General features: G+C 60.7%; 19 protein-coding genes. 11 read left to right on the top strand and 8 right to left on the bottom strand.

What is annotated here, in order from left to right:
* The first annotated feature begins 63 nt into the window (after nt 1-63).
* The gene (locus PH558_RS01080; RefSeq protein ID WP_285172964.1) at nt 64-1,080 is read left to right on the top strand and encodes an SPFH domain-containing protein; all 1,017 of its coding nucleotides are present in this window, start codon (nt 64-66) and stop codon (nt 1,078-1,080) included.
* Between the two features lies 1 nt (nt 1,081).
* A complete protein-coding gene (locus PH558_RS01075) occupies nt 1,082-1,540 on the top strand; it encodes an NfeD family protein (protein WP_285201837.1) in 459 nt (152 codons plus the stop codon).
* Here PH558_RS01075 and PH558_RS01070 read toward each other — a convergent pair whose 3' ends face one another.
* Nucleotides 1,541-2,536, bottom strand: a complete 996-nt coding sequence (locus PH558_RS01070) for a KpsF/GutQ family sugar-phosphate isomerase (protein ID WP_095435791.1) — start codon at nt 2,534-2,536, stop codon at nt 1,541-1,543. It lies immediately after the preceding gene.
* A 197-nt stretch (nt 2,537-2,733) separates the two neighbouring features.
* On the opposite strand from PH558_RS01070, the gene PH558_RS01065 reads away from it, so the two are divergent.
* The gene (locus PH558_RS01065; RefSeq protein ID WP_285201836.1) at nt 2,734-4,251 is read left to right on the top strand and encodes an outer membrane beta-barrel protein; all 1,518 of its coding nucleotides are present in this window, start codon (nt 2,734-2,736) and stop codon (nt 4,249-4,251) included.
* A 92-nt stretch (nt 4,252-4,343) separates the two neighbouring features.
* On the opposite strand, the gene galU is transcribed toward PH558_RS01065, so the two are convergent.
* The gene (gene galU, locus PH558_RS01060; protein WP_095435793.1) at nt 4,344-5,231 is read right to left on the bottom strand and encodes a UTP--glucose-1-phosphate uridylyltransferase GalU; all 888 of its coding nucleotides are present in this window, start codon (nt 5,229-5,231) and stop codon (nt 4,344-4,346) included.
* 202 nt (nt 5,232-5,433) lie between these two features.
* Between galU and PH558_RS01055 the strand changes: the two genes are divergently transcribed.
* From PH558_RS01055 to PH558_RS01045, 3 genes are all read left to right on the top strand, one after another.
* A complete protein-coding gene (locus PH558_RS01055; RefSeq protein ID WP_285201835.1) occupies nt 5,434-6,657 on the top strand; it encodes a lytic murein transglycosylase in 1,224 nt (407 codons plus the stop codon).
* Between the two features lie 82 nt (nt 6,658-6,739).
* Nucleotides 6,740-7,930 carry an SGNH/GDSL hydrolase family protein gene (locus PH558_RS01050; RefSeq protein ID WP_483314125.1) on the top strand — a complete coding sequence of 397 codons (1,191 nt, stop codon included), beginning with the start codon at nt 6,740-6,742 and terminating at the stop codon, nt 7,928-7,930.
* A 239-nt stretch (nt 7,931-8,169) separates the two neighbouring features.
* Nucleotides 8,170-8,919, top strand: a complete 750-nt coding sequence (locus PH558_RS01045; protein ID WP_285201834.1) for an aminoacyl--tRNA ligase-related protein — start codon at nt 8,170-8,172, stop codon at nt 8,917-8,919.
* Nucleotides 8,920-8,982: 63 nt separating this feature from the next.
* Here the strand turns inward: PH558_RS01045 and PH558_RS01040 are convergent, their stop codons facing one another.
* Nucleotides 8,983-10,437: a glutamate synthase subunit beta gene (locus tag PH558_RS01040; RefSeq protein ID WP_285201833.1), complete on the bottom strand. Its 1,455-nt coding sequence runs from the start codon at nt 10,435-10,437 to the stop codon at nt 8,983-8,985.
* A 177-nt stretch (nt 10,438-10,614) separates the two neighbouring features.
* Nucleotides 10,615-15,339: a glutamate synthase large subunit gene (gltB, locus tag PH558_RS01035; protein ID WP_095435797.1), complete on the bottom strand. Its 4,725-nt coding sequence runs from the start codon at nt 15,337-15,339 to the stop codon at nt 10,615-10,617.
* A 565-nt stretch (nt 15,340-15,904) separates the two neighbouring features.
* Here gltB and PH558_RS01030 point away from each other — a divergent pair.
* Nucleotides 15,905-16,951: a threonine aldolase family protein gene (locus tag PH558_RS01030; protein ID WP_113408287.1), complete on the top strand. Its 1,047-nt coding sequence runs from the start codon at nt 15,905-15,907 to the stop codon at nt 16,949-16,951.
* 66 nt (nt 16,952-17,017) lie between these two features.
* Here the strand turns inward: PH558_RS01030 and PH558_RS01025 are convergent, their stop codons facing one another.
* Nucleotides 17,018-17,155, bottom strand: a complete 138-nt coding sequence (locus tag PH558_RS01025; protein WP_285201832.1) for a hypothetical protein — start codon at nt 17,153-17,155, stop codon at nt 17,018-17,020.
* A 164-nt stretch (nt 17,156-17,319) separates the two neighbouring features.
* Nucleotides 17,320-18,177, bottom strand: coding sequence for a LysR family transcriptional regulator (locus tag PH558_RS01020; protein WP_285201831.1), 858 nt, complete (start codon nt 18,175-18,177; stop codon nt 17,320-17,322).
* A gap of 106 nt (nt 18,178-18,283) precedes the next feature.
* On the opposite strand from PH558_RS01020, the gene PH558_RS01015 reads away from it, so the two are divergent.
* Nucleotides 18,284-19,309, top strand: a complete 1,026-nt coding sequence (locus PH558_RS01015) for a bile acid:sodium symporter family protein (protein ID WP_285201830.1) — start codon at nt 18,284-18,286, stop codon at nt 19,307-19,309.
* A 129-nt stretch (nt 19,310-19,438) separates the two neighbouring features.
* On the opposite strand, the gene PH558_RS01010 is transcribed toward PH558_RS01015, so the two are convergent.
* Both PH558_RS01010 and PH558_RS01005 read right to left on the bottom strand, forming a co-directional pair.
* On the bottom strand, nt 19,439-19,903 hold the full coding sequence (locus tag PH558_RS01010) for an Hsp20 family protein (RefSeq protein ID WP_015341097.1): 465 nt from the start codon (nt 19,901-19,903) through the stop codon (nt 19,439-19,441).
* 351 nt (nt 19,904-20,254) lie between these two features.
* Entirely contained in the window at nt 20,255-20,671 is a 417-nt protein-coding gene (locus PH558_RS01005; protein WP_095435801.1) for a DUF2000 domain-containing protein, read from the bottom strand.
* 130 nt (nt 20,672-20,801) lie between these two features.
* On the opposite strand from PH558_RS01005, the gene PH558_RS01000 reads away from it, so the two are divergent.
* The 3 genes from PH558_RS01000 to PH558_RS00990 all read left to right on the top strand — a co-directional run bounded on the left by PH558_RS01000 (nt 20,802) and on the right by PH558_RS00990 (nt 23,584).
* Nucleotides 20,802-21,281, top strand: a complete 480-nt coding sequence (locus PH558_RS01000) for an Lrp/AsnC family transcriptional regulator (RefSeq protein WP_285201829.1) — start codon at nt 20,802-20,804, stop codon at nt 21,279-21,281.
* A 129-nt stretch (nt 21,282-21,410) separates the two neighbouring features.
* Nucleotides 21,411-22,478, top strand: a complete 1,068-nt coding sequence (locus PH558_RS00995; RefSeq protein WP_113408293.1) for a cyclic nucleotide-gated ion channel — start codon at nt 21,411-21,413, stop codon at nt 22,476-22,478.
* A gap of 131 nt (nt 22,479-22,609) precedes the next feature.
* On the top strand, nt 22,610-23,584 hold the full coding sequence (locus tag PH558_RS00990) for an alpha/beta fold hydrolase (RefSeq protein WP_285201828.1): 975 nt from the start codon (nt 22,610-22,612) through the stop codon (nt 23,582-23,584).
* Nucleotides 23,585-23,587 lie beyond the last annotated feature (3 nt).

Genomic DNA, 23,587 nt, shown 5'->3' with positions numbered 1-23,587 from the left:
CCGAATGGTAGCGGTTTACGCGACGCGAGCCTGCTCAGGCAGCCGCGTCCATGGAGGAGTTCGATGGTAGTGGGTGGTTTCAGCATCGTTGTGATTGCCTTGGTGGTCTTCGTCATTCTGGTGCTGTTTGCGGGCATCAAGACCGTACCTCAGGGCTATCGGTACACAGTTCAGCGCTTCGGCCGCTATATCCGGACGCTGGAACCGGGACTCAATCTGATCGTGCCCTTCATCGAAACAATCGGAGTGCGGATGAACGTGATGGAGCAGGTGCTGGCCGTGCCGACGCAGGAGGTCATCACCAAGGACAATGCGAGTGTATCCGCCGATGCAGTCGCTTTCTTCCAGGTGCTGAATGCGGCGCAGGCCGCCTATCAGATCACCAATCTGGAAACCGCGATCCTTAATCTCACGAAGACCAATATCCGCTCCGTCATGGGCTCTATGGATCTGGACGAGCTTTTGTCCAACCGCGATGCCATCAACGAACGACTGCTGCGCGTGGTCGATGAGGCGGTAGAGCCCTGGGGCATCAAGGTAACACGCGTCGAAATCAAGGACATCCAGCCGCCGAAAGACCTGGTTGACGCCATGGGCCGGCAGATGAAGGCCGAACGCGAAAAGCGCGCCCAGGTCCTGGAGGCGGAAGGCCTGCGCAATGCGCAGATCCTCCGCGCCGAGGGCGCGAAGCAGGCGGCCGTCCTACAAGCCGAAGGCCAGCGCGAAGCCGCCTTCCGCAATGCCGAGGCGCGCGAGCGCCTGGCCGAGGCCGAAGCCAAGGCGACCCGCGTGGTATCCGAAGCGATTGCCGAGGGTAACGTGCAGGCGATCAACTACTTCGTTGCCCAGAAATACACCGAAGCCCTGACCGCGATCGGCTCCGCCAGCAATTCGAAGATTGTCCTCATGCCGGTGGAGGCGAGCTCCATTATCGGCTCGCTCGGCGGTATCGGCGCCATCGCCCGCGAAGTCTTCGGCGACAATGGCGATGGCAACGGCACGCCGCAGCCGGCCCGCCCGCGCTCCGGCCCCGCCCGCACCACGCCGTCGATCAATCCGCTGCCGCCGAAGGAGAGCTGAGATGTTCGACAATCTTATCGTCGAACTCGGCCCCTGGAGCTGGTGGCTCGCCGGTCTGGCGCTGCTTGCCGCCGAACTCGTCCTGCCCGGCTTCTTCTTGGTATGGATCGGGCTCGCCGCGATCATCGTCGGCGCCTTGTCGCTTCTGTTTTGGGAAAGCAGCTTCTGGGTCTGGCAGGTTCAAGGGCTAGTCTTCGCCGCCACGGCGGTGATCGTCACCCTGCTCGGCCGCCGCTATCTCTATAACAACAGCCAGGTGACCGACGAGCCGTTCCTGAACCAGCGCGGCGCCAGTCTGGTCGGGCGCACCGCAACGCTCGACCAGCCGATAGCCGAAGGCCGCGGGCGCATTCGCCTCAATGACACTTATTGGACGGTCAACGGACCGGACTTGCCGGTCGGCACCCGCGTCAAAGTGGTCGCCAGCAACGGCCGCGAGCTCACGGTCGAACCAGTCTGATCAGGCGACGCCGATCCGCAACAGGTCGTGGAAGTGCACCAGACCGATCGGACGCCGTTCGTTGTCGACAACGATCAGCGCGGAAATATTGTGGCGATTGAGCACGGCCATGGCGCTCGTCGCCAGCGTCGTTTCCTTCACCGTCTTCGGATTGGGGGTCATCACCTCATCCACCAGCTTCTCCGCGAGGCTGGTGCCGAGGTTACGGGCGATATCGCCATCCGTCACGATGCCGCACAGGCAGCCGTCATCATCGATCACGCCGACACAGCCGAAACGCATTTGCGAAAGCGTCATCGCCGCCTCCGGCATGCCGGTGCCGAGCTTGACAAGCGGTACACGGTCGCCCTTGTGCATGATATCGGCCACATGCGAGAGGCTGGCGCCGAGTTTGCCGCCCGGATGGAAGGTGCGAAAATCCTCGGCCGTAAAACCGCGCGCCTCAAGCAAAGCAACGGTCAGCGCATCGCCGATCGCAAGCTGCAGCAGCGTCGATGTCGTCGGCGCCAGACCATGCGGGCAGGCCTCTTGCTCCTTGGGCAGCAACAACACCACATCCGATTCGCGCGCAAGCGTAGAGGTCTCGCCGGCGGTGATGGCAATCATCGGGATCGAGAAACGGCGGGAATAGCTGATGATGCCGCGTAGCTCGGCGCTTTCGCCGCCCCAGGAAATGGCGATGATGACATCATCTTGCGTGATCATGCCGAGATCACCGTGATTGGCTTCGACCGGATGCACGAAGAAAGCCGGCGTACCCGTGGAAGCCAGACTTGCGGCAAGCTTGTTGCCGATATGGCCGCTCTTGCCGACACCGGTGATGACGACACGACCTCTGATACCGCCAATGAGCTCGACAGCGCGGCTGAAGGGCTCGGCCAGACCATTGATCAGTGCGCGTTCCAGCGCTTCCATGCCCCGTCTCTCGGTCTCGATCGTTCGCATCGCGGATTCGATCGCACCGTTCTCGATGAGTCTTACAGCTCTCTTATTCATGAGCGAGGCCTAACGCTTTTCTGCAAATCTGTCCACCAAAGATCGACTTATGGCGATACGACAGCCTGCAGCGCCTTCCCGATAAATATTATCGAACCCTTTCTTGTCGCCATCACTTGGCAACCAAGCGTTAACCACGCGGCTTTACACTTGGGTAAGAATTTAGGTCATTTCCAGCAGGGTCAGATATAAACAACATGGGCATCGGCAAGGACAAGGCGGGTCATGGTGCCTTCCGGCTGGCGGCATGGGCGACATCCGCCGTCCTCGGCTGGGGTATCGCATTTGCCGTACCGCTGCCAGTCAACGCGCAATCCTTGCCATCCGACCAGAACGCCGACGATACCTTGCCAGCATCGACATCGGGATCTCCGACCGATCCGAATGCCGCACCCACGATCGACAGCCAGGCGACCACGCCAACAAACCAGACGTCGACCACCAGCGACGCGCCGTTGAATGCACCGCTGCGCCTCACCGGCATCGACCCCACAACCACCGGCTCGACGCTGGATAACGATCTGCGCCGCGTGAACCTGCGCGAACCAAGCGTTGATGACCTGAGAGCCCGCCGGTATCCGGATCGGGCAGATGCACAGGGCATCCCGCTCGGCACCTTCACCCTACGCCCTTCGATCAACCAGTCGATCAACATCGAACGGGATCGCACCGGCGACACCAAGGATAATCGCGGCTTTTTGCAGACCGACTTGCGCAGCACCCTGACTTCGGACTGGGCCAGGCATGCCCTGACCGTCACCGGTGAGGGCGTCTGGCAGAAGAACATCAGCGGCACTGGCGAAGAAAAACCGACGGTCAATCTGAACGCCGACCTGCGTCTGGATCTTCCTGCCGACACGACCGCGCATGTCACCGCCGGCTATCGATTCTACCGTGAGGACACGAGTGATCCCAATGCGATTGCTGGCGCCTCGAAGCAATCCGCCGTCAACCAGTACACGGCTGGGCTCTCGCTGGAACGCGATTTCGGCCTGCTGCGCGGCACGACGGCCGTGGCGCTGACACGCAGCGTCTATTCCGACGCAGTGCTTTCGGATGGGACGACGGTCACCCTCAGCGATCGCAATCAGACGGCCGGAACCTGGCGCGGCCGCATTGGCTACGAGCTGTCGCCCGCCATCATTCCTTTTGTCGAAGTCACTCTCGGTCGCGCCGTCTACGATGAAACGCGCGACAGCAACGGCTATGCCCGCTCGAATCAGAGTTATGGCGGCAAGGGTGGCGTCGAAGTCGATCTCGGTGAAAAATTCAAGGGCGAGCTGGGCTTCGGCTACCAGCACACGGAATTCGACGATTCGCGCCTGGGTTCGGTCGATTCGCCGACGATCGATGGCAGCCTCGCCTGGTCGCCACAGCGCGGCACCGATATCAGCGTCGGCCTTTCGACCACCGTACAACCCTCGACCACGGCCGGCCTCAGCGGCTACACCGCTTATCAGCTCACGAGCACCATAAGCCATCAGCTGCGCGATGACCTCACCGCCAAGCTGACGGGAGGCCCGACCTGGCGCAATTATCCCTCCAATGGTAGCGCCGCCGACGAAATCGAATACGACGCCGCTTTCGGGCTAACCTGGGGGATCAACCGTTACCTCGATCTCACCAGCAATGTCGGTTATCAGCTGACAACGCGGGATGTGGGCGACAGCACCCGGCAGTTCCAGGCTGGCCTCGGTTTGACGGTAAAACGCTAAGCATCGCCTTCGCTTAGATCCAAGCCACCCGCTCAAATGAATCGAGGCCCAGCATAGGCCAGGCCTCAAGATTTTCTCAAAAGGTCGAATCCTTATTTCAGGGCAGCGATCAGCGCCTTGAACTCGTCCTCAATGGTCGGGCGGATGTCGTCACGCGCCAAGGCGAAGGCGACGTTGGCAAGGATGAAGCCATCCTTTGCGCCGCAGTCGAACGTCTGGCCCTGGAAGTGATAGCCGGCGAAATCCTGCGTCTTGGCAAGCTTCAGCATGCCGTCCGTCAGCTGGATCTCGTTGCCGGCACCGCGCTCCTGGCTTTCCAGGATACGGAAGATTTCCGGCTGAAGAATGTAGCGACCGTTGATGAAGAAGTTGGACGGAGCCGTGCCCTTGGCCGGCTTTTCGACCATTTCCGTGATACGGAAGCCGCTACCGATCGTCTCGCCGACACCAACGATACCGTATTTATGGGTCTGGTCGGGCGCGCATTCCTCGACGGCGATGACATTGCCGCCGCTGTGCTCGTAAAGCTCGATCATGCCTTTCATGCAGCCCTTTTCGGCGCGCATGACCATGTCGGGCAGCAGCAGCGCAAACGGCTCGTCGCCGACAATCTCGCGGGCGCACCAGACGGCGTGGCCGAGACCGAGCGGCTCCTGCTGGCGCGTGAAGCTTGCCGTGCCGGCCTTCGGCAACAGACCGCTCAGCAACGACAGTTCGGCATTCTTGTTACGCTGGCGCAGGGTCTGCTCAAGCTCGAACTGAATATCGAAATAATCCTCGATGACGTGCTTGCTGCGGCCCGTGACGAATACGAAATGCTCGATGCCCGCTTCCATCGCCTCGTCGACGACATACTGGATCACCGGCTTATCCACGACGGTCAGCATTTCCTTTGGCACCGCCTTGGTCGCCGGCAAGAACCGCGTCCCTAGTCCGGCGACCGGAAATACTGCCTTACGAACCTTCTTATGCTGTCCCACGCATACCTCCTGGGCATTAAATCAGTTGGCACAAAGCCATTCTAAAGGTCAGTAGATTAGATTTGCTACTGTTTTGCAAATAATGACTGACGCAAGCTTCCATGGTAAAGAATTTGTTGACTTCGTTCGTTTAGCGTCACGCATGGGCCGATGCCACCGCATCGCCGCACCGAAATCCAACGATTGATGGACAAGGCTGTAGATGACCGTAAACCGCAAACACTCCCTTCGTGGTCTCGCTCTGGCGCTCGCGCTCGGCGCCTTGGCGGGATTCCTTCCCGTTAACGCCAATGCTGACCCTGGGTTCCAAAAATGGATCGCGGGCTTCTACGCTACCGCCGCAAAGAGCGGCATTACGCAATCGACCTATCGCAATGCATTTGCCGGCGTGACGGACCCAGACCCCACGGTCCTCGAAAAGGCGCAATACCAACCGGAATTCAAGTCCCAGATCTGGGATTACCTCGACTCCCGTGTCAATCCCTATACGGTCGATATTGGCCGCAAGATGGCGGTTAAGTACGGATCCACACTGCGCACGCTCGAACAGCACTTCGGCGTCGATCGCAATATCATGCTGGCCATCTGGTCGATGGAGTCGAATTACGGCGAGGTTCTCGCCAAGAACGATCGGCTGCATTATGTGCCCCGCGCGCTGGCGACCCTTGCCTATGCCGATCCGAAGCGGGCGAACTACGCCAAGAAGCAGCTCATCGCCGCCCTGAAGATCCTGCAGAAGGGCGATATCTCGCGCAAGGACCTGAACGGCTCCTGGGCCGGCGCCATGGGCCATACCCAGTTCATCCCGACGAGCTATCTGCTCTATGCAGTCGATGCGGACGGCAGCGGCCATGCCGATATCTGGAATTCCGTTCCGGACGCCCTGGCGACGACGGCCAATCTTCTCGCCAAGAACGGTTGGGATACCGGCCGGACCTGGGGTTATGAAGTCGTCGTGCCGCCCGGCGGCAGCGCCCAGGCGGGCAAGACGCATACGATTGCGCAATGGGCGGCTCTCGGCTTCGTGCGCCCCAACGGCAAGGGTTTCCGCACCACCTCCGACCGCGCGCAGCTGAAGATGCTCGGCGGACCGAACGGTCCCGGCTTTCTGATGACCGGCAACTTCTTCACCATCAAGCGCTATAACGCCTCCGACAGCTACGCATTGGCCGTCGGCCTTCTCGCGGACCAGATCGCCGGCTATGGCGGCATGCAGCAATCCTGGCCGCGTCCGAGCGGCGCGCTCGACGTCAAGCAGAAATTCGAGCTGCAGACGCGTCTGAAGGAGCTCGGCTATTATGACGGCGTCGTCGACGGTAATTTCGGCTCGGGCTCGAAGGCCGCGATATCAGCCGTTCAGCAGCGCATGGGCATGGATGCTGATGGTGAGCCGTCGATGAACCTGCTGAAAGCATTGCGCAAGTAGGCCGCCTCGAGCGAAGCCGGGATCGCCGGACGATGAAATCGTCCTTATGCGGCCCGGACTCGTCAGCGGAAAAGAAGCGATGATGAAACACCCTGCCCGCCGCGCGACCAAGGCAACTCTAAGGATTGTTCTGACGGCATTTCTTACCGTCGTCATCGCGCTTGGCTGCCTGCCGAATATGGCGCAAGCGCAAGAGCGGCCACGGCGAAATCTGCTCGACATGCTGTTTGGCACCCGCGAGCCCGATTACCCGGACCAACCGGTCGAGCAGCCGCCGCCACGGCGCAAGCTGCAGCCGAAAAAGCGTCCGACCCCGCCGCCGCGCCAGCCGGTCGCACAGCCGGAAACGCCGCCGCCTGCGGAAAAGCTTCCCGACGCCAAAACCATCCTCGTCGTCGGCGATTTTCTGGCGAGCGGCCTGGCAACCGGGCTGGAGGACGCCTTCTCCACCTCCCCCGGCGTCGTCATCCAGTCCCGCGGCAACGTTGCCTCCGGTCTCGTGCGGCAGGATTATTATAATTGGTCGCAGCAATTGCCCGGGATGATCGACCAGCTGAAACCGGCCATGGTCGTCGTCATGATCGGCGCCAACGACCGTCAGCAGATGATCGGTGACGGGCTGAACGAGAAATACGGCACCGATCCATGGTTCCTCGCCTATGAAGAGCGCGTGCAGCAATTCGCCAAGCTGGTAACGAGCCGCCATATTCCACTGCTCTGGGTCGGGCTGCCCTCCTTCGGCTCGGATCAGCTGACCGCCAGCGCCGTCAAGCTCAATCAGATCTACCAGAGCCAGACCACCAGCGTCGGTGGCGAGTTCATCGACATCTGGGACGGATTTACCGATCAGAACGGTGAGTTCATCGTCACCGGTTCCGATATCAACGGCCAGCAGGTTCGACTGAGAACGGCCGACGGCGTCAATCTGACGGCAGCCGGTAAGCGCAAGGTCGCCTTCTATCTGGAGAAGTCTGCCCGCCGCATCCTGGGCGATCAGGCAAGCCCCGATATCACGCGCCTAGACACGGGCAATTCGCTGCCGGCGCAACAAGCCAATCTTCCTGGCGCGGAGCCAGAAAAGATCACTCGCACCCAGCCGATGAGCCTCTCCGATCCCGATCTCGACGGCGGCTCGCAGCTTCTCGGCAGCAGCCCTGCACCTGCCGCAACGACTTCATCGCCACGCGATCTTCTGGTGGAAAAAGGCCTGATGGACCCGGCGCCAGTTGGGCGCGTAGACGACTACCGATTGCCGGGATCGGTCGCACGGTAGGCCGCACGAAGGCGGTTTGACAACGCGGCGCCCCGCCAATAAAAGAACGGCATGAGCACCAACAGCGCAGATCAGATCGATCGTTACCGCACCTGCCCGCAGGTTGCGGTTTTACGCGCTTTCTCCGGCCGAGGTCTCCGCGTCCAGTCGTGATAGCCGGAGGCGTTTATGCGTCCGGCGGCGGCTGGACGTAAAGCCCTCAACCTCAAGACATCAACGTTGCCCATGGAGAATGGCACGTGCTCAATATCTATAACGTCAATTCGCTCGTTCACTGGGAAGAGCGGGACATTAAACTGCGCGACGATTTCGTCCGCTTCTTTTCCGATGAAGTCGCGAATTTCCTGCGATCCGCAAACGCCGCCTGGGATGTGCGACGGGTCGAAGCACCGACTCTGATGCCTCGAAGCCTTGTCTCAGATGCCTATTCCAATTCGGACATATGGGTGCAGGAGCGAATGTCGAACACCGAGACTGAACTTGTGCTGCGGCCGGAAACGACACCTTCAACCTATGCCTACATGCAGCATCTTCTCGGAAACCATTCCAGAACAAGGTTGCCGCTATGCGTCTGGCAGGCGGGGAGATCTTTCCGCCGGGAACAGGACCAGCCGAGCAAGCATGTGCGGCTCAAGGAATTCTGGCAGCTCGAATTCCAATGCGCCTTTACGGCAGATAGCGGCAATGATTATCACGCCGCCGCATTGGAACCCGTCCGCAGGATGATCGCCTCGGTCATCCATCTGCCGGCGCGGACCGTGCCTTCCGATCGGCTCCCGGCCTATTCCGAGGTGACGATGGATATCGAGGTCGACAATGGCGACAAATGGATGGAGGTCTGCTCGATCTCGAAACGCACGGATTTCCCGCAGCGCTATCGCAGCCAGCCGAAGAAAGGGCCTGCGATAGACCATGACGTCACGGTGCTCGAAATCGCCATCGGCCTCGATCGCTGTGTCTACAACTGGAATATCGCCGCAAGCCGGTAACGGCAAAGGCCGGGCTCATCGGGAATCCGGCCTTCAATCACTTTGCGCGAAAGGCAGCGAAACTTAGTTCGGCAGAACCGTCGAACCCATCAGAGCCTCATCGATTGCGCGCGCTGCCTGACGGCCCTCGCGGATCGCCCAGACCACCAGCGACTGGCCGCGACGAACGTCGCCGGCTGTCCAGAGCTTGTCGACCGAGGTCTTATAGTCCTTGTCATTGGCAACGACATTGGTCGAGCCGCGGCGGTCAGTATTCAGCGTCAGCTTGCCGTCGAGTTCCTTGAGCACGCTGTCGGTGAATGGGCCGCGGAAGCCGATGGCGATGAAGGCGAGGTCGGCGCGGATGACGAATTCCGTGCCGGCGATCGGCTTGCGGCGATCGTCCACTTCGCAGCACTTCACACCCGTCAGCACGCCGTCTTCGCCGATGAACTCGAGCGTTGCCACCTGGAATTCGCGAACCGCACCTTCGGCCTGCGAGGAAGAGGTGCGCATCTTCGTTGCCCAGAACGGCCAAACAGCGAGCTTGTCTTCTTTCTCCGGCGGCTGCGGGCGAATGTCGAGCTGGGTCACCTTCACCGCACCCTGGCGGAATGCCGTGCCGACGCAGTCGGATGCCGTATCGCCGCCGCCGACGACGACGATGTGCTTGCCGCCCGCCAGGATCGGATCGGCAGGCCAGCCGACGCTGTCGATATTTTCGCGGCCAACGCGGCGGTTCTGCTGTACGAGATAGGGCATGGCGTCATGGACGCCGGCAAGCGTCGTGCCGGGAATGCCTGCTTCGCGCGGGGTTTCCGAGCCGCCGCAATAGAGCACGGCGTCATGGTCGGCCAGAAGCTGCTCGACCTTGACATCGACGCCGACATTGACGCCGCAATGGAAGGTGACGCCTTCGCCCTTCATCTGCTCGACGCGGCGATCGATGAAGTTCTTCTCCATCTTGAAGTCGGGGATACCGTAACGCAGCAGGCCGCCCGGCTTGCTTTCGCGCTCGTAGACGTGGACGTCGTGACCTGCGCGGCCGAGCTGCTGAGCGGCAGCCATGCCGGCAGGGCCGGAGCCGATGATTGCGACCTTCTTGCCGGTGTGCACGGTTGCCGGCTGCGGCCGGATGAAGCCAAGCTCATAGGCCTTGTCGGCAATCGCCTGCTCGACGGTCTTGATCGCGACCGGCGCATCTTCCAGGTTCAGCGTGCAGGCTTCCTCGCAAGGCGCGGGGCAGACGCGGCCGGTGAATTCCGGGAAGTTGTTGGTCGAATGCAGGTTATGGATCGCCTGTTCCCAATTGTTGTTGTAGACGAGGTCGTTCCAATCGGGGATCTGGTTGTGCACCGGGCAGCCGGTCGGGCCGTGGCAATAGGGAATGCCACAGTCCATGCAGCGGGCTGCCTGTTTCTGCACTTCCTGGTCCGACATGGGGATCGTGAATTCACGGAAATGCCGGATGCGATCCGACGCCGGCTGATACTTCGCCACCTGCCGGTCGATTTCCAAGAAGCCTGTTACCTTGCCCATGCTTTCGTTTCCTCACTCTAAAAGAGGAGCTCATGGCTCCCGTGCCTGAGGGTCATCTCGGTTTCCCTGTCCGGCACTTTAATTCAAATCCGATTCCGCTGTTCGACAGTCGCGATCGCCATGACGGCGATCGCAATGCGAGGCGAAACCCTCGGCTGGTTTCAGAACCGGAGCGGATTACTCCGCCGCCACGCTCATCCGGCTGCGCTCCATTTCCTCAAGGGCGCGACGGTATTCGACCGGCATGACCTTGCGGAATTTCGGGCGGTAGTCGGCCCAGTGATCGAGGATCTCCTTGGCTCGCGTCGAGCCCGTATAGTGGACGTGGTTCGAAATCAGCTGGAAGAGACGCTCTTCGTCGTGGCGCGTCATGTCGTCGGAGACGTCGACGCGTCCCTTGTGCATGATGTCGCCACCGTGATGATGCAGCTTCTCCAGCAGCTCGTCTTCCTCCGGAACCGGCTCCAGCTCGACCATCGCCATGTTGCAGCGACGGGCGAAATCGCCCTTTTCGTCGAGCACATAGGCCACGCCGCCCGACATGCCGGCCGCGAAGTTGCGCCCGGTTTCGCCGAGCACGACGACGACGCCGCCGGTCATATATTCGCAGCCATGGTCGCCCACGCCTTCGACGACGGCGATCGCGCCGGAGTTTCTGACCGCGAAGCGCTCACCCGCGACACCGCGGAAGTAGCACTCGCCCTCGGTTGCGCCATAGAGCACGGTGTTGCCGACGATGATCGAGTTTTCGGCGATGATCTTCGAATTCTCCGGCGGACGGATGATGATACGGCCGCCGGAAAGGCCCTTGCCGACATAGTCGTTGCCGTCGCCGACGAGGTTGAAGGTGACGCCGCGCGCCAGGAACGCACCGAAGGACTGACCGGCGGTGCCCCTCAGGGTGACGTTGATCGTGTCGTCCTTCAGGCCGCGATGGCCATAGCGCTTGGCAACAGCACCCGACAGCATGGCGCCGGCCGAACGGTCGACGTTCTTGATGTCGACTTCGAAGGCGACCGGCGTCTTGGAAGCGAGCGCCGGCTCCGCCTTCTCGATCAGCTTGCGGTCGAGAATGTCGTCGATTGGGTGCTTCTGCACCGTCGTCCAGTAGGTCTCTTCCTTCGGTGCATCGACCTTGTGGAAGATGCGGCTGAAATCGAGGCCTTTGGCCTTCCAGTGGGCGAGCATCTCATCCTTTTCGAGAAGCTCGGAAGCGCCGATGATATCGTCCAGCTTGGCAACGCCGAGCGAGGCGAGGATCTCGCGCACTTCTTCGGCCACGAAGAAGAAGTAGTTGATGACATGCTCCGGCGCGCCCTTGAAGCGCTTGCGCAGAACCGGGTCCTGGGTGGCGACACCAACCGGACAGGTGTTGAGATGGCACTTGCGCATCATGATGCAGCCGGCCGCAATCAGCGGCGCGGTCGCAAAGCCGAATTCGTCGGCACCCAGCAGCGCGCCGATGATGACATCACGGCCGGTCTTCAGACCGCCATCCACCTGCAGGGCGATGCGTGAGCGCAGCCCGTTCAGCACCAGCGTCTGCTGGGTCTCAGCAAGGCCGATTTCCCAGGGCGAGCCGGCATGCTTCAGCGAAGTCAGCGGCGAAGCGCCGGTGCCGCCATCATAGCCGGAGACGGTGATGTGGTCGGCACGCGCCTTGGCAACGCCGGCAGCAACCGTGCCGACGCCGACTTCCGAGACGAGCTTGACCGAGACATCCGAGGTCGGGTTGACGTTCTTCAGGTCGTAGATCAGCTGCGCCAGATCCTCGATCGAATAGATGTCATGATGTGGCGGCGGCGAGATGAGGCCGACGCCCGGTGTGGAATGCCTGGTCTTGGCAACGGTCGCATCGACCTTGTGGCCGGGCAGCTGGCCGCCTTCGCCGGGCTTGGCGCCCTGCGCGACCTTGATCTGCAGCACGTCGGCGTTGACGAGATATTCGGTCGTCACGCCGAAGCGGCCGGAGGCGATCTGCTTGATGGCGGAACGTTCCGGGTTCGGCGAACCGTCGAAGAGCGGCATGTAGCGATCGGATTCCTCGCCGCCTTCGCCGGTGTTCGACTTACCGCCGATGCGGTTCATGGCGATTGCCAGCGTCGTATGCGCCTCACGGCTGATGGAGCCGAAGGACATGGCGCCCGTCGAGAAGCGCTTGACGATATCTGCAGCGGGCTCGACTTCGTCGATCGAGATCGGCTTGCGGCCGAGCGCTTCCGCACCTTTGATCTTGAAGAGACCGCGGATGGTGTTCATCCGGAGCGCCGATTCATTGACCATTTCCGAGAATTCGCGATAGCGATCCTCGGCATTCCCACGCACGGCATGCTGCAGGGCAGCCACCGCATCGGGCGTCCAGGCGTGGCTTTCGCCGCGCATGCGGTAGGCATATTCGCCGCCGATGTCGAGCGTGCTTGCGAGCAGCGGATCGCGGCCGAAAGCAGCCTTGTGACGCGAGACGGTTTCCTCGGCGATCGTCTCGAGGCCGATGCCTTCGATCATCGTCGCGGTGCCGAAGAAATACTTGTCGACCAGCTCCTGCTGCAAGCCCACAGCATCGAAGATCTGCGCGCCGCAATAGGATTGATAGGTCGAGATACCCATCTTCGACATGACCTTGAGGATGCCTTTGCCGACCGCCTTGATGTAGCGGTAGACGACTTCCGTCGCGTCCACTTCCTTCGGGAATTCGCCGCGCTGATGCATATCGAGCAGCGTGTCGAAGGCCAGATAGGGGTTGATCGCTTCCGCGCCGTAACCGGCCAACAGGCAGAAGTGATGCACTTCACGCGGCTCGCCGGTTTCGACGACGATACCGACCGAGGTGCGCAGGCCCTTGCGGATCAGGTGATGGTGCACGGCCGCCGTCGCCAGCAGCGCCGGGATTGCGATGCGGTCCGGTCCGATCTGGCGGTCGGAAAGCACGATGATGTTGTAGCCGCCGCGAACGGCCGCTTCCGCCCGCTCGCAGAGGCGGTCAAGCATCTCGGGCATGCCTTCGGCGCCACGTTCGACATCATAGGTGAAGTCGAGCGTCTTCGTATCGAAGCGATCCTCGGTGTGACCGATCGAACGGATCTTTTCGAGATCACCATTGGTCAGGATCGGCTGGCGCACTTCCAGGCGCTTTGCATTGGCCATGCCGGTATGATCGAGCAGGTTCGGACGCGGACCGATGAAGGAGACAAGGCTCATGACGAGCTCCTCGCGGATCGGGTCGATCGGCGGGTTCGTCACCTGCGCGAAGTTCTGCTTGAAGTAGGTGTAGAGCAGCTTCGGCTTGTCGGACATGGCCGAGATCGGCGTATCCGTACCCATGGAGCCAACGGCTTCCTGCCCCGTCGTCGCCATCGGCGACATCAGGAGCTTGGTGTCTTCAGCCGTGTAGCCGAACGCCTGCTGGCGGTCGAGCAGCGATACGTCGCGGCGCAGCGCCCGCGGCTCCACCGGCTTCAGGTCTTCCAGGATCAGCTGCGTGCGGTTCAGCCAGCTGCGATAGGGGTGCTTGCCGGCAAGTTCCGACTTCACCTCGTCGTCGGAGATGATACGGCCCTTTTCCATGTCGATCAGCAGCATCTTGCCCGGCTGCAGCCGCCACTTCTGGATGATCTTCTCTTCCTCGACAGGCAGAACGCCGGCTTCGGACGCCATGATGATGCGGTCGTCGCTGGTGACGAGATAGCGAGCCGGACGCAGGCCGTTACGGTCGAGCGTCGCACCGATCTGCTTGCCATCGGTAAAGGCAACGGCGGCAGGGCCATCCCATGGCTCCATGAGGGCGGCATGATACTCGTAGAATGCCTTGCGTTCCGGCGCCATCAGCTGGTTGCCGGCCCATGCCTCGGGGATGAGCATCATCATAGCATGCGCCAGGGAGTATCCACCGCGCACGAGGAATTCGAGCGCGTTGTCGAAGCAGGCCGTGTCCGACTGACCTTCATAAGAGATCGGCCAAAGCTTGGAGATGTCGTCGCCGAACAGTGGCGAGGATACGGATGCCTGACGGGCGGCCATCCAGTTGACGTTGCCGCGCAGCGTGTTGATTTCGCCGTTATGCGCGACCATGCGATATGGATGTGCAAGCTTCCACGACGGGAAGGTGTTCGTCGAGAAACGCTGGTGCACGAGGGCAACCGCCGTCTCGAAACGCGGATCGGAGAGGTCCTTATAATAGGCGCCTACCTGATAGGCGAGGAACATGCCCTTGTAGACGATGGTCGAGCTCGACAGCGACACGGGGTAGAAGCTGCTCTCCTCGCCCTCATATTCCGCATAGATGCGGTTGGAGATCACCTTGCGCAGGGTGAAGAGGCGGCGCTCGAACTCCTCGTTCGTGCCGGCATCGCGGCCGGCGCCAATGAAGACCTGCACATGGTGCGGCTCGGTGGCGGCAATATCAGGCGCCTTCGACAGCGAAGAGTTGTCGACAGGCACGTCGCGGAAGCCGAGCAGAACCTGGCCTTCTTCGGCCACGACCTGCGTGATCGCGGTCTTGAAATGCTCGATCAGCGCCTCGTCGCGCGGCAGGAAGAAATGGCCGACGCCGTATTCGCCCGCCTTCGGCAGGATGACACCCTGCTTCGCCATCTCCTCGCGGAAGAAGCGGTCGGGAATCTGCACGAGGATGCCGGCACCATCGCCCATCAGCGGATCTGCGCCGACGGCACCGCGATGCGTCAGGTTTTCAAGAATGAACAGGCCGTCGCGCACGATCTGGTGCGACTTCTGGCCCTTCATATGCGCGACGAAGCCGACGCCGCAGGCATCATGCTCGTTGCGCGGATCGTAAAGGCCCTGTTTCGGCGGGATGCCAACAGCGCGTTTCGACGTCTTGGCCGTCGCGGCAGCATTCACTGCAGCGGTCTGGTCAAAACTCGTCAACGTCGTCCTGTTCGTCATGGTCTTCCCTCCGGTAAGGCCCGCGTCGCGGGCGCTCCTTCGTCCCGCGCGGTCCGTTTCCGGAGCCGACGCGCGACAGCGCTGTTGCATTGTGAAGATCGGCCGCGAACCGCAGCTCCTTGAAGTGGAGCCCGTCGTCAGCGTTCCGCGCCTTGCTATTCCACCGCCGCATTGCCCACGCCTCAAAAGGCTTGAAAGGGCATGCTCTCGATAACTATAGCTCGAAATCCCGACATCGTCAGGACCCTGGGGCACATCTTCGGCCTCGGCGGCCAAAATAGGACAGCAACCCTGTCCTAATTCATCAGTTCTATGCCAGAAAGCTTAAGCCTTCGCAAGAGCAAAACGGCAAAATTTCGTCAAGGAAAGACGGAAGATTGCCTTTGTTGCAGGAATAGAGCAATAAAGTTTCGCTGCGCCGCATCATTTTATTTGTTGATTGCGTCAATCAATTTCTGTGATGCATTCTTCAAACTCATGCTCTTGATAGGTTTTTGCATTGGCGTAATGTCCTGCCGACCCTATCTAATCTAGCCGCCATTCAATCTTCATCTGGTGCATTTTCATGTTCTTTGCTTCCGATAACTGGGCCGGCGCCCATTCCAAAGTCGCCGAACGTCTGCTCGCCGCATCGAGTGGTTTTGCCTCCGCCTACGGCACAAGCGAGCTCGACCAGCGTGTCGAAGCCAGATTCTCCGAGATATTCGAGCGCGAGGTCGCGGTCTTCTTTGTCGCAACCGGTACGGCCGCCAATTCGCTATCGCTTGCCAGCGTCCAGAAACCGGGCGGCATCAGCTTCTGCCATACCGAAGCGCATGTCGCCGAAGACGAATGCGGCGCTCCTGACTTCTTCAGCGGCGCGCGTCTTGCGACGGTCGAGGGCGCTCTCGGCAAGATCGACCCCAAGGCGCTTGCCACCAAGATCGCCCGTTTCCCGCAGGATGCCGTGCATCATGGCCGCGCCGCAGCCGTCACGATTACTCAAGCGACGGAAATCGGTACGGTCTATTCGCTGGATGAGATCGATGGTATCGCCGCTATCGCCAAGGCGAACGGCCTGCCGCTGCATATGGATGGCGCGCGTTTCGCCAACGCCCTGGTTGCGCTCGGCGCGACGCCGGCCGAGATGACATGGAAGCGCGGCGTCGACATCCTCTCCTTCGGCGGCACCAAAAACGGCTGCTGGTGCGCCGAGGCGATCGTCATCTTCGATCCGGAAAAGGCGAAGGAAATGCACTTCATCCGCAAGCGCGCCGCCCAACTCTTCTCCAAGTCGCGCTTCATCGCCGCCCAGTTCGACGGTTATTTCCAGGACGGCCTCTGGCTCGACCTCGCCCGCCATTCCAATGGGATGGCCGATCGGCTGCGCGCTGGCCTCGAAAAGACCCCTGGCGCCCGTCTCGCGTGGCCGACTGCCTCGAACGAGGTTTTTGCGATCATCCCAAAATCCTCCGCCAAGGCGGCCGAAGACAAGGGCGCGAAGTTCTACGAATGGCCGATCCCGGAATCGCAGCCGGATCTCGTCGGCAGCGATGAAACGCTGATCCGCCTCGTGACCAGCTTCGCCACCACCGAAGCCGATGTGGGGAATTTCCTTGCTTGCCTTGCCTGATCCGCATGAAAAAGAGCGCCGGAGCCGGCTTGCGGACCGGACGGCGCTCGCAATAGCGGCAAAAAGTCAGTTTTGATTCCGATGGGCGATCATCGCGAAGTTCGATAGATCGTCGCGGTCGGACGCCGGTGCATGATGTACGATCATCGTCATTGCCACGACGCAGGCAACAAGTCCGGAAATGAAGATGGCACCATATGTCATCGGAACGGCTATCCCCCGCAATTCACCCATCGCCACCGGAGATAGCAGAACAAGCTGACTTCCGCCTGAAAACGGGCGCACAATAAATCAGCCGGCGAAATAAACCTGGATCTCATCTGCATGATGGGAAATGCTTTTAACGATAGCTGATAGACGATTGCTCGTTAATTTGATCGGGGACCATGGACCTTGGAAAGTATGTCGTCCGAGAGTGCATTAACCAGAAGTTGGTCGGCACCCTTGCGCGGCACAAGGACGAATTCGACATCTTCGAGGATCGGCAGCCAGCCCGGTGCGATCTCCAGCAATCCCGCCGGCGCCATGCTTTTCGGCTGCACGAGAACGCCCATGCCGGCGCGCGCCGCCGCAGTCAGGCCGCTCAGGCTGCCACAGGTGCAAACGATGCGCCAAGGCATCTGCTGCCGGCGCAGTGCCTCCAGCGCCACCGCCCGCGTGACGCTTGGGGTAGGAAAGGCAATCAGCGGCAATGGTCCCGCAAGTTTGCGGATGCGATCCGCGTCGCGCGCCAGCCAAACCAGCGGCTCGCGATAGACGAGCTTGCCTCTCGCATCGCCGAGCCGGCGCTTGGCAAGCACCAGATCGAGATCGCCATTATCCTGCATCTCATAAAGTACGCCGCTGAGCGCGACCGTCAGCTCGAGATCGACGGAAGGATGCGAGCGCACGAAATCCTCGAGCACGTCCGGAAGCTGGCTGGTGACGAAATCCTCGGAAACCCCAAGCCGGAGATTGCCGCGCAGGCTGTTGCCGGCAAAAAGCTGACGCACCTCGCCTTCGATCGACAGCATCTGGCGCGCATGGCCGAGCAGCGCCTCGCCGTCGCCGGTCAGGATGACGCGATGCGTGTCGCGCGCCAAAAGCTTGCGACCGAGTTCCGTTTCCAGCCGCTGTATATGTTGGCTGACGGTTGATTGCCCAAGACCGAGCCGCTCGGCCGCCAGCGTGAAGCTGCCCATCTGCTCGACGGCGACGAAGCTGCGCAACTGCGTGAGATCAAGCATGGATTATCCTGTATCGCGATAACTGTTATTCCTTGCATCGTGGATCACAATAGGCCTATCTGCAAGGAATAATCATCAAGACTCGCAATACGATTGGGTAGGCACGATGCGCCGCTTTCTTCCAGACACCTTTACCATGCTGCTGGTGCTCACCGTCCTGACGGCATCCTTCTTTCCGGTGCAGGGGGCTAGCGCTCACTATTTCAGCATTGCCACCAACTTCGCCATCGGCCTCTTGTTCTTCCTGCACGGCGCGCGCCTGTCGCGCGATGTCGTCATCGCCGGCATGCTGCACTGGCGGCTGCATCTCGTCATCCTGCTGACGACCTTCGGCATCTTCCCGCTGCTGGTGCTGGCCATGGGTCAAGTCGTTCCGAACAGCATCCTGCCCGTATCGCTCTATACCGGCATGCTGTTTTTGAGCGTGCTGCCCTCGACCGTGCAGTCCTCGATCGCCTTCACCTCTATCGCTGGAGGCAATGTGCCGGCCGCGATCTGCTCGGCGTCGGCCTCCAATATCTTCGGCATGTTCCTGACGCCATTGCTCGTCGGCATCCTGTTTTCGGTCGGCGGCCAGGGCGGCGGCTTTTCCTGGGATGTTCTGTGGCAGATCATGCTGCAGCTGCTCGCCCCTTTCATCGCCGGTCAGCTGCTGCAGCCATGGATCGGCAACTGGATCCGCTCGAAGAAGAAGATCCTGATGCCGGTCGATCGCGGCTCGATCCTCATGGTCGTCTATTCAGCCTTCAGCGAGGCCGTGGTGGAAGGATTGTGGCATACCTTTTCCGTCCTCGACATTGTCACTGTCATCATCGCGAATATGGTGCTTCTGGCGATGGTAATCTGCATCACCATGTTCGGCAGCCGTGCCCTCGGGTTTGAAAAAGCCGACGAGATCACCATCACCTTCTGCGGCTCGAAGAAGTCGCTGGCAAGCGGCGTGCCGATGGCCAACGTCATCTTTGCCGGCCAGAGCATCGGCGCCATCGTGCTGCCGCTCATGTTGTTCCACCAGATTCAGCTGATGACCTGCGCAGTGCTTGCCCAGAAATACGCCGATGCGGCCAAGCGGCGCGAGGCTGCGAAAGCGCAGGCAGGAGCGAAATCGGGCGAAGCGACAAACGCAGCCTGAGTCCTCCGATAACATACAAAACGAAAGCGGCGCCCCGATGGAGCGCCGCTTCTTTTGATCTTGGGAGGATCAGGAGCATGACGGAGAAACCGTCAGCCCGGCATGACAGTCCAAGACCGTCTGCCATACTTAGTTGATGTGAGCCTCGATGGCCTTCGGGGTTTCCACGGGCTCTGCCGCGATGGAGATACGGCGGGGCTTCATGGCTTCGGGAATGTTGCGCAACAGGTCGATGTGCAGCAGACCGTTCTTCAGTGAAGCAGCCTGAACCTCGACATGGTCGGCAAGCTGGAAACGACGCTCGAAGGCACGCTTGGCGATACCGCGATAGAGATATTCGCTGGTTTCAGCCGGCTCTTCGCTCTTTTCGCCCTTGACCTGAAGGACATGGGCGTGGGCCTCAATGCTCAGTTCCTTTTCATCGAAACCGGCAACGGCCATGGTGATGCGATAGGTGTTTTCACCCGTGCGCTCGATATTGTAGGGCGGATAGGTCTGGGCCTGATCCGGCTGGCCAAGGCTGTCGAGCATGGTGAACAGACGGTCGAAACCGACGGTGGAACGATAAAGGGGAGAGAAGTCTACGTGACGCACGGAAGTCCTCCTGTGAGCGACAATTGCGATTTGAGTCTTGCCCCATGACCCCACTCCGGGCGGCCTCGGGACGGTTTCGCAGGCCCGTTCGGCACCCGCGAAAAAGAGATGGGGATCGCCTTTCCGGAGTTCAAGACCCCTGTGCTCGGCTCCATTTTTCAGAAAATCGCTGCGTGAACCGCAGATGAACAGATGGTTCGGAACCCGTTCAGGCTGACGCGCCTATCGTCAAATCATCGGAACACCATCGTCCGATGACTGAAGTGTATCGTCCCTTCTTCTTCAGTCCTTGCTCGGCCGGCGAAGCGGATCTCTCTATCTCCGCAAGCCGGCCTTTTTTCTGAGCGAGCACTATCGCAGCAACTTCAGAGAACCGGTGAGCGACTTCACCCATTTCGAAGGTCCCACCAATCCGAGGCCATCGATCGCCTCGTCGGCAAGATCGCAATTGGGAAACGTCGCCTCATACTCCCTGTAATCGTGCAGCGAGCGGGCAAAGGCAGGAAATGGAACGATCGCGCGGTCGTTTCCTACCGGCAAGGTCTTCAGCAACAGCGATCGTATGGTTTCAGCATCCGCCTGCAGTATCGGAACGGGCATGTTCGAACTGATGTCGATGGTGCGCTCCTCCCTATCGGTTAATTGCCTGGCCGCGAGCGCAGGAAACTTTGCGCCCAACCCGATCGAGATGGCGCCGGCGGTATTGGCGATCAGACCGAGCGGCAATGCCGGATTGATGACGATGGCAAGACGGATATCGGGAAGCATGGAGACCTGCTGCTGTTGACATGTGGGATCGCAGAATATCTCTCCCGCCGAGGGCAATCTTGCCTTTCATTGCCACACATTCGGAAAGTATGGTAGGATCTACCTTATATCCACACATTAGAGGTTAAATATGCCCGGCACCCTTGAGCCCATCGATTTGAAGATTCTCGGAGCCCTTCAGAAGGATGGGCGCCTTACGAACCAAGCGCTTTCATCCGAAGTCGGGCTCTCGACGTCGCCATGCTGGCGGCGCGTGCGCCAACTGGAAGAAACGGGCGTGATCCAGGGTTATACGGCCACCCTCGACAGGCGCCAGATCGGCCTCGGCGTCCTTGCCTTCATTAGGGTGAAGATCGACAGCCACAGCGAGGCGGAAGCCGAGGAATTCTCCCGCGACGTCCTGAAACTCAGCGAGGTCGTTGCCTGCTACAGCATCGCCGGGGACGCGGATTTCCTGCTGCAGGTGGTGGCCGCCGATCTCGACAGCTATGCCGATTTCGCCATGGCGGTGGTGCGCCGCCTGCCGCGCATCAAGGAGATGCAGACCACCTTCGTGCTGAAGGAAATCAAGCCCTTCAAGGGCTTTCCGCTTCAGGTTGGGCAGCGATAGCAGCGCAAGGCACGGAGTGTCAGGTGAGGCATGGGGGAGACGGCACGTCCCTATGCTCTTTACGTTTGGATCTAAGCCATCCTATTCTCGGGCGAGTGGCTGCCCCCAGGGTATTGCCCGGGGGATATAATGTCGGCGCTTTCTTTCTCGAAGATTTCCTCATCGCTGAGTACGCTTCTGGCTGCTATCGGTCTGCTGACGGTGGCGGTGCTTACGACGCCCGATATCGTCGGACAGACGAGGCTCATCCTGGAAGTCGTGCTTGCCGGCGTCTGGGCCATCTATGTTCTGCAATTGATCGAGACGCTGGTCATACATCGCGCAAGGGAGGTGCGCGGTAGGATCCCGGAAATCGCCGTCGACATTCTGGCCGTTCTGGTCCCTTTGGCCGCCTTCCTTCTCATCCGCGGGCGCGACCAAAGCCTCTATTGCGCCATCTGGCTTTTGAAGCCGCTACGCGGCTCGACCTTCTTCCGGTTGCTTGGCAGGGTCATCACCAAGGAAGCGCGCAACCTGATCGGCGTCACCTCGATCTTCGGTATCGTTCTGTTCGCCGCAGCGCTTGCGGCTTACATCATCGAGCGTGATGTCCAACCCGACAAGTTCGGCAGCATCCCCCTCGCAATGTGGTGGGCCGTGACGACGCTGTCGACCACGGGATATGGCGATGAGATCCCGCAAAGTTTCGCCGGCCGCGCCCTTGCCGGATTGGTCATGATGTGCGGAATCGGCATCTTTGCCTTATGGGCCGGCATTCTCGCCACCGGCTTCTACGAAGAGGTTCGTCGTCAGGATTTCGTGCGCAATTGGCAGCTGGTGGCGGGAGTGCCGCTGTTTCAGAAGCTCGGTTCCGGCGCCCTCATCGAGATCGTACGGGCGCTGCGCCCCCGCGTCGTGCCGGCCGGTGGCATCATCTGCCGCAAGGGCGAGGCCGGCGACCAGATGTATTTCATTGTCGAAGGCCGCGTCAGCGTCGCTACACCAACGCCGGTCGAACTCGGCTCCGGCAGCTTCTTCGGCGAGATGGCGCTGATCACCGGCGAGCCCCGCTCGGCAACCGTCAGCGCCGCGACCGAGGTCTCGCTGCTGTCGCTCTATTCATCGGATTTCCAGATGCTCTCGAGCAGCAGCCCCGAGATCGCCGAGATCATCCGTAAGACCGCACTGGAACGGCGCGGTGCGGCACCGAAGAGCTGATTCGGACGATCTCTCGCTTAATCCTTCCCGGCCGTTTCTCATGCCGGAACCGCCAACAAACCTGTTGCAATTCCCCCAGCCTGCGCTATCCCCTTGGGATGAGCCATTGGTCAGCGAGGCGCGACACCGTCATGGATTCGGTCCTCTATTCCACAGCAGATAATCCGGTGCCGGAAAACCGCACCGAAGGCTTCTTCGAAAGTTTCGACGGGCGCAAGCTGCGCTATGCCGTCTTCCGCTGCGAGCAGCCGGTGGCCAAGGGAACTGTTGTTCTACTGCAGGGCCGCAACGAGTTCATAGAGAAATATTTCGAGACGATCCGCGACCTCACAGCCAAGGGCCTTTGGGTCGCGACCTTCGACCTGCGCGGCCAGGGCGGGTCGGAGAGGCTGCTGAAGGACCCGTTGCGCGGCCATATCCGCCATTTTTCCGATTACGAGCGGGATTTGACCGCCTTCCTCGATAAGATCGTCCTGCCGGATACACGCCTGCCCTTCTTTCTGCTCGCTCATTCGACGGGCGGGCTGATTGCCCTGTCTGCCGCGCCGAGGCTTGCGAGCCGCATCGAGCGCATGGTGCTGTCTGCCCCCTTCATCGGCTTGACCGGCCACGGCGCCTCCCCCGGCTTTATCCGCTTCCTCTCTGGCGCGGTCAGCGGCGTTGGCCTGGGCCGTATGCAGTTCAGCAAGAAGTTCAAGGAAAGACCGTTTGCCGAAAACCCGTTAACGACGGACGAGCAGCGCTACCGCCGCAACGTCGTCATCGGCACCACCTATCCGCAGCTTTGCCTGGGACCGCCGACGGCACGCTGGCTATCGCAGGCTCTGCGGGCGATCGAACGGGTCAACAGGCCCGAACACCTGTTTTCAATTCAGGTCCCCACCGTCTTGATCGCGCCGACGCGCGACGGCGTGGTGCCCTATGTCGATCAGGAGCGGCTGTCGCGCTATTTCCGTGCCGCTCAGCTCGTTCCAATTCACGGCGCCAAGCATGAAATCCTGCAGGAACGGGATATCTATCGCAATCAAGCACTTGCCGCGATCCACGCCTTCATCCCCGGCAGCGATGCCGAAACCAATGCCTATGAGATTGAGGCGGAAGCTTGATCC

Source organism: Rhizobium pantanalense (assembly GCF_030182525.1).
GTDB lineage: Bacteria > Pseudomonadota > Alphaproteobacteria > Rhizobiales > Rhizobiaceae > Rhizobium.
Note: the sequence above shows the minus strand (reverse complement) of the source record. Positions and strands in the feature narration are given on the sequence as shown.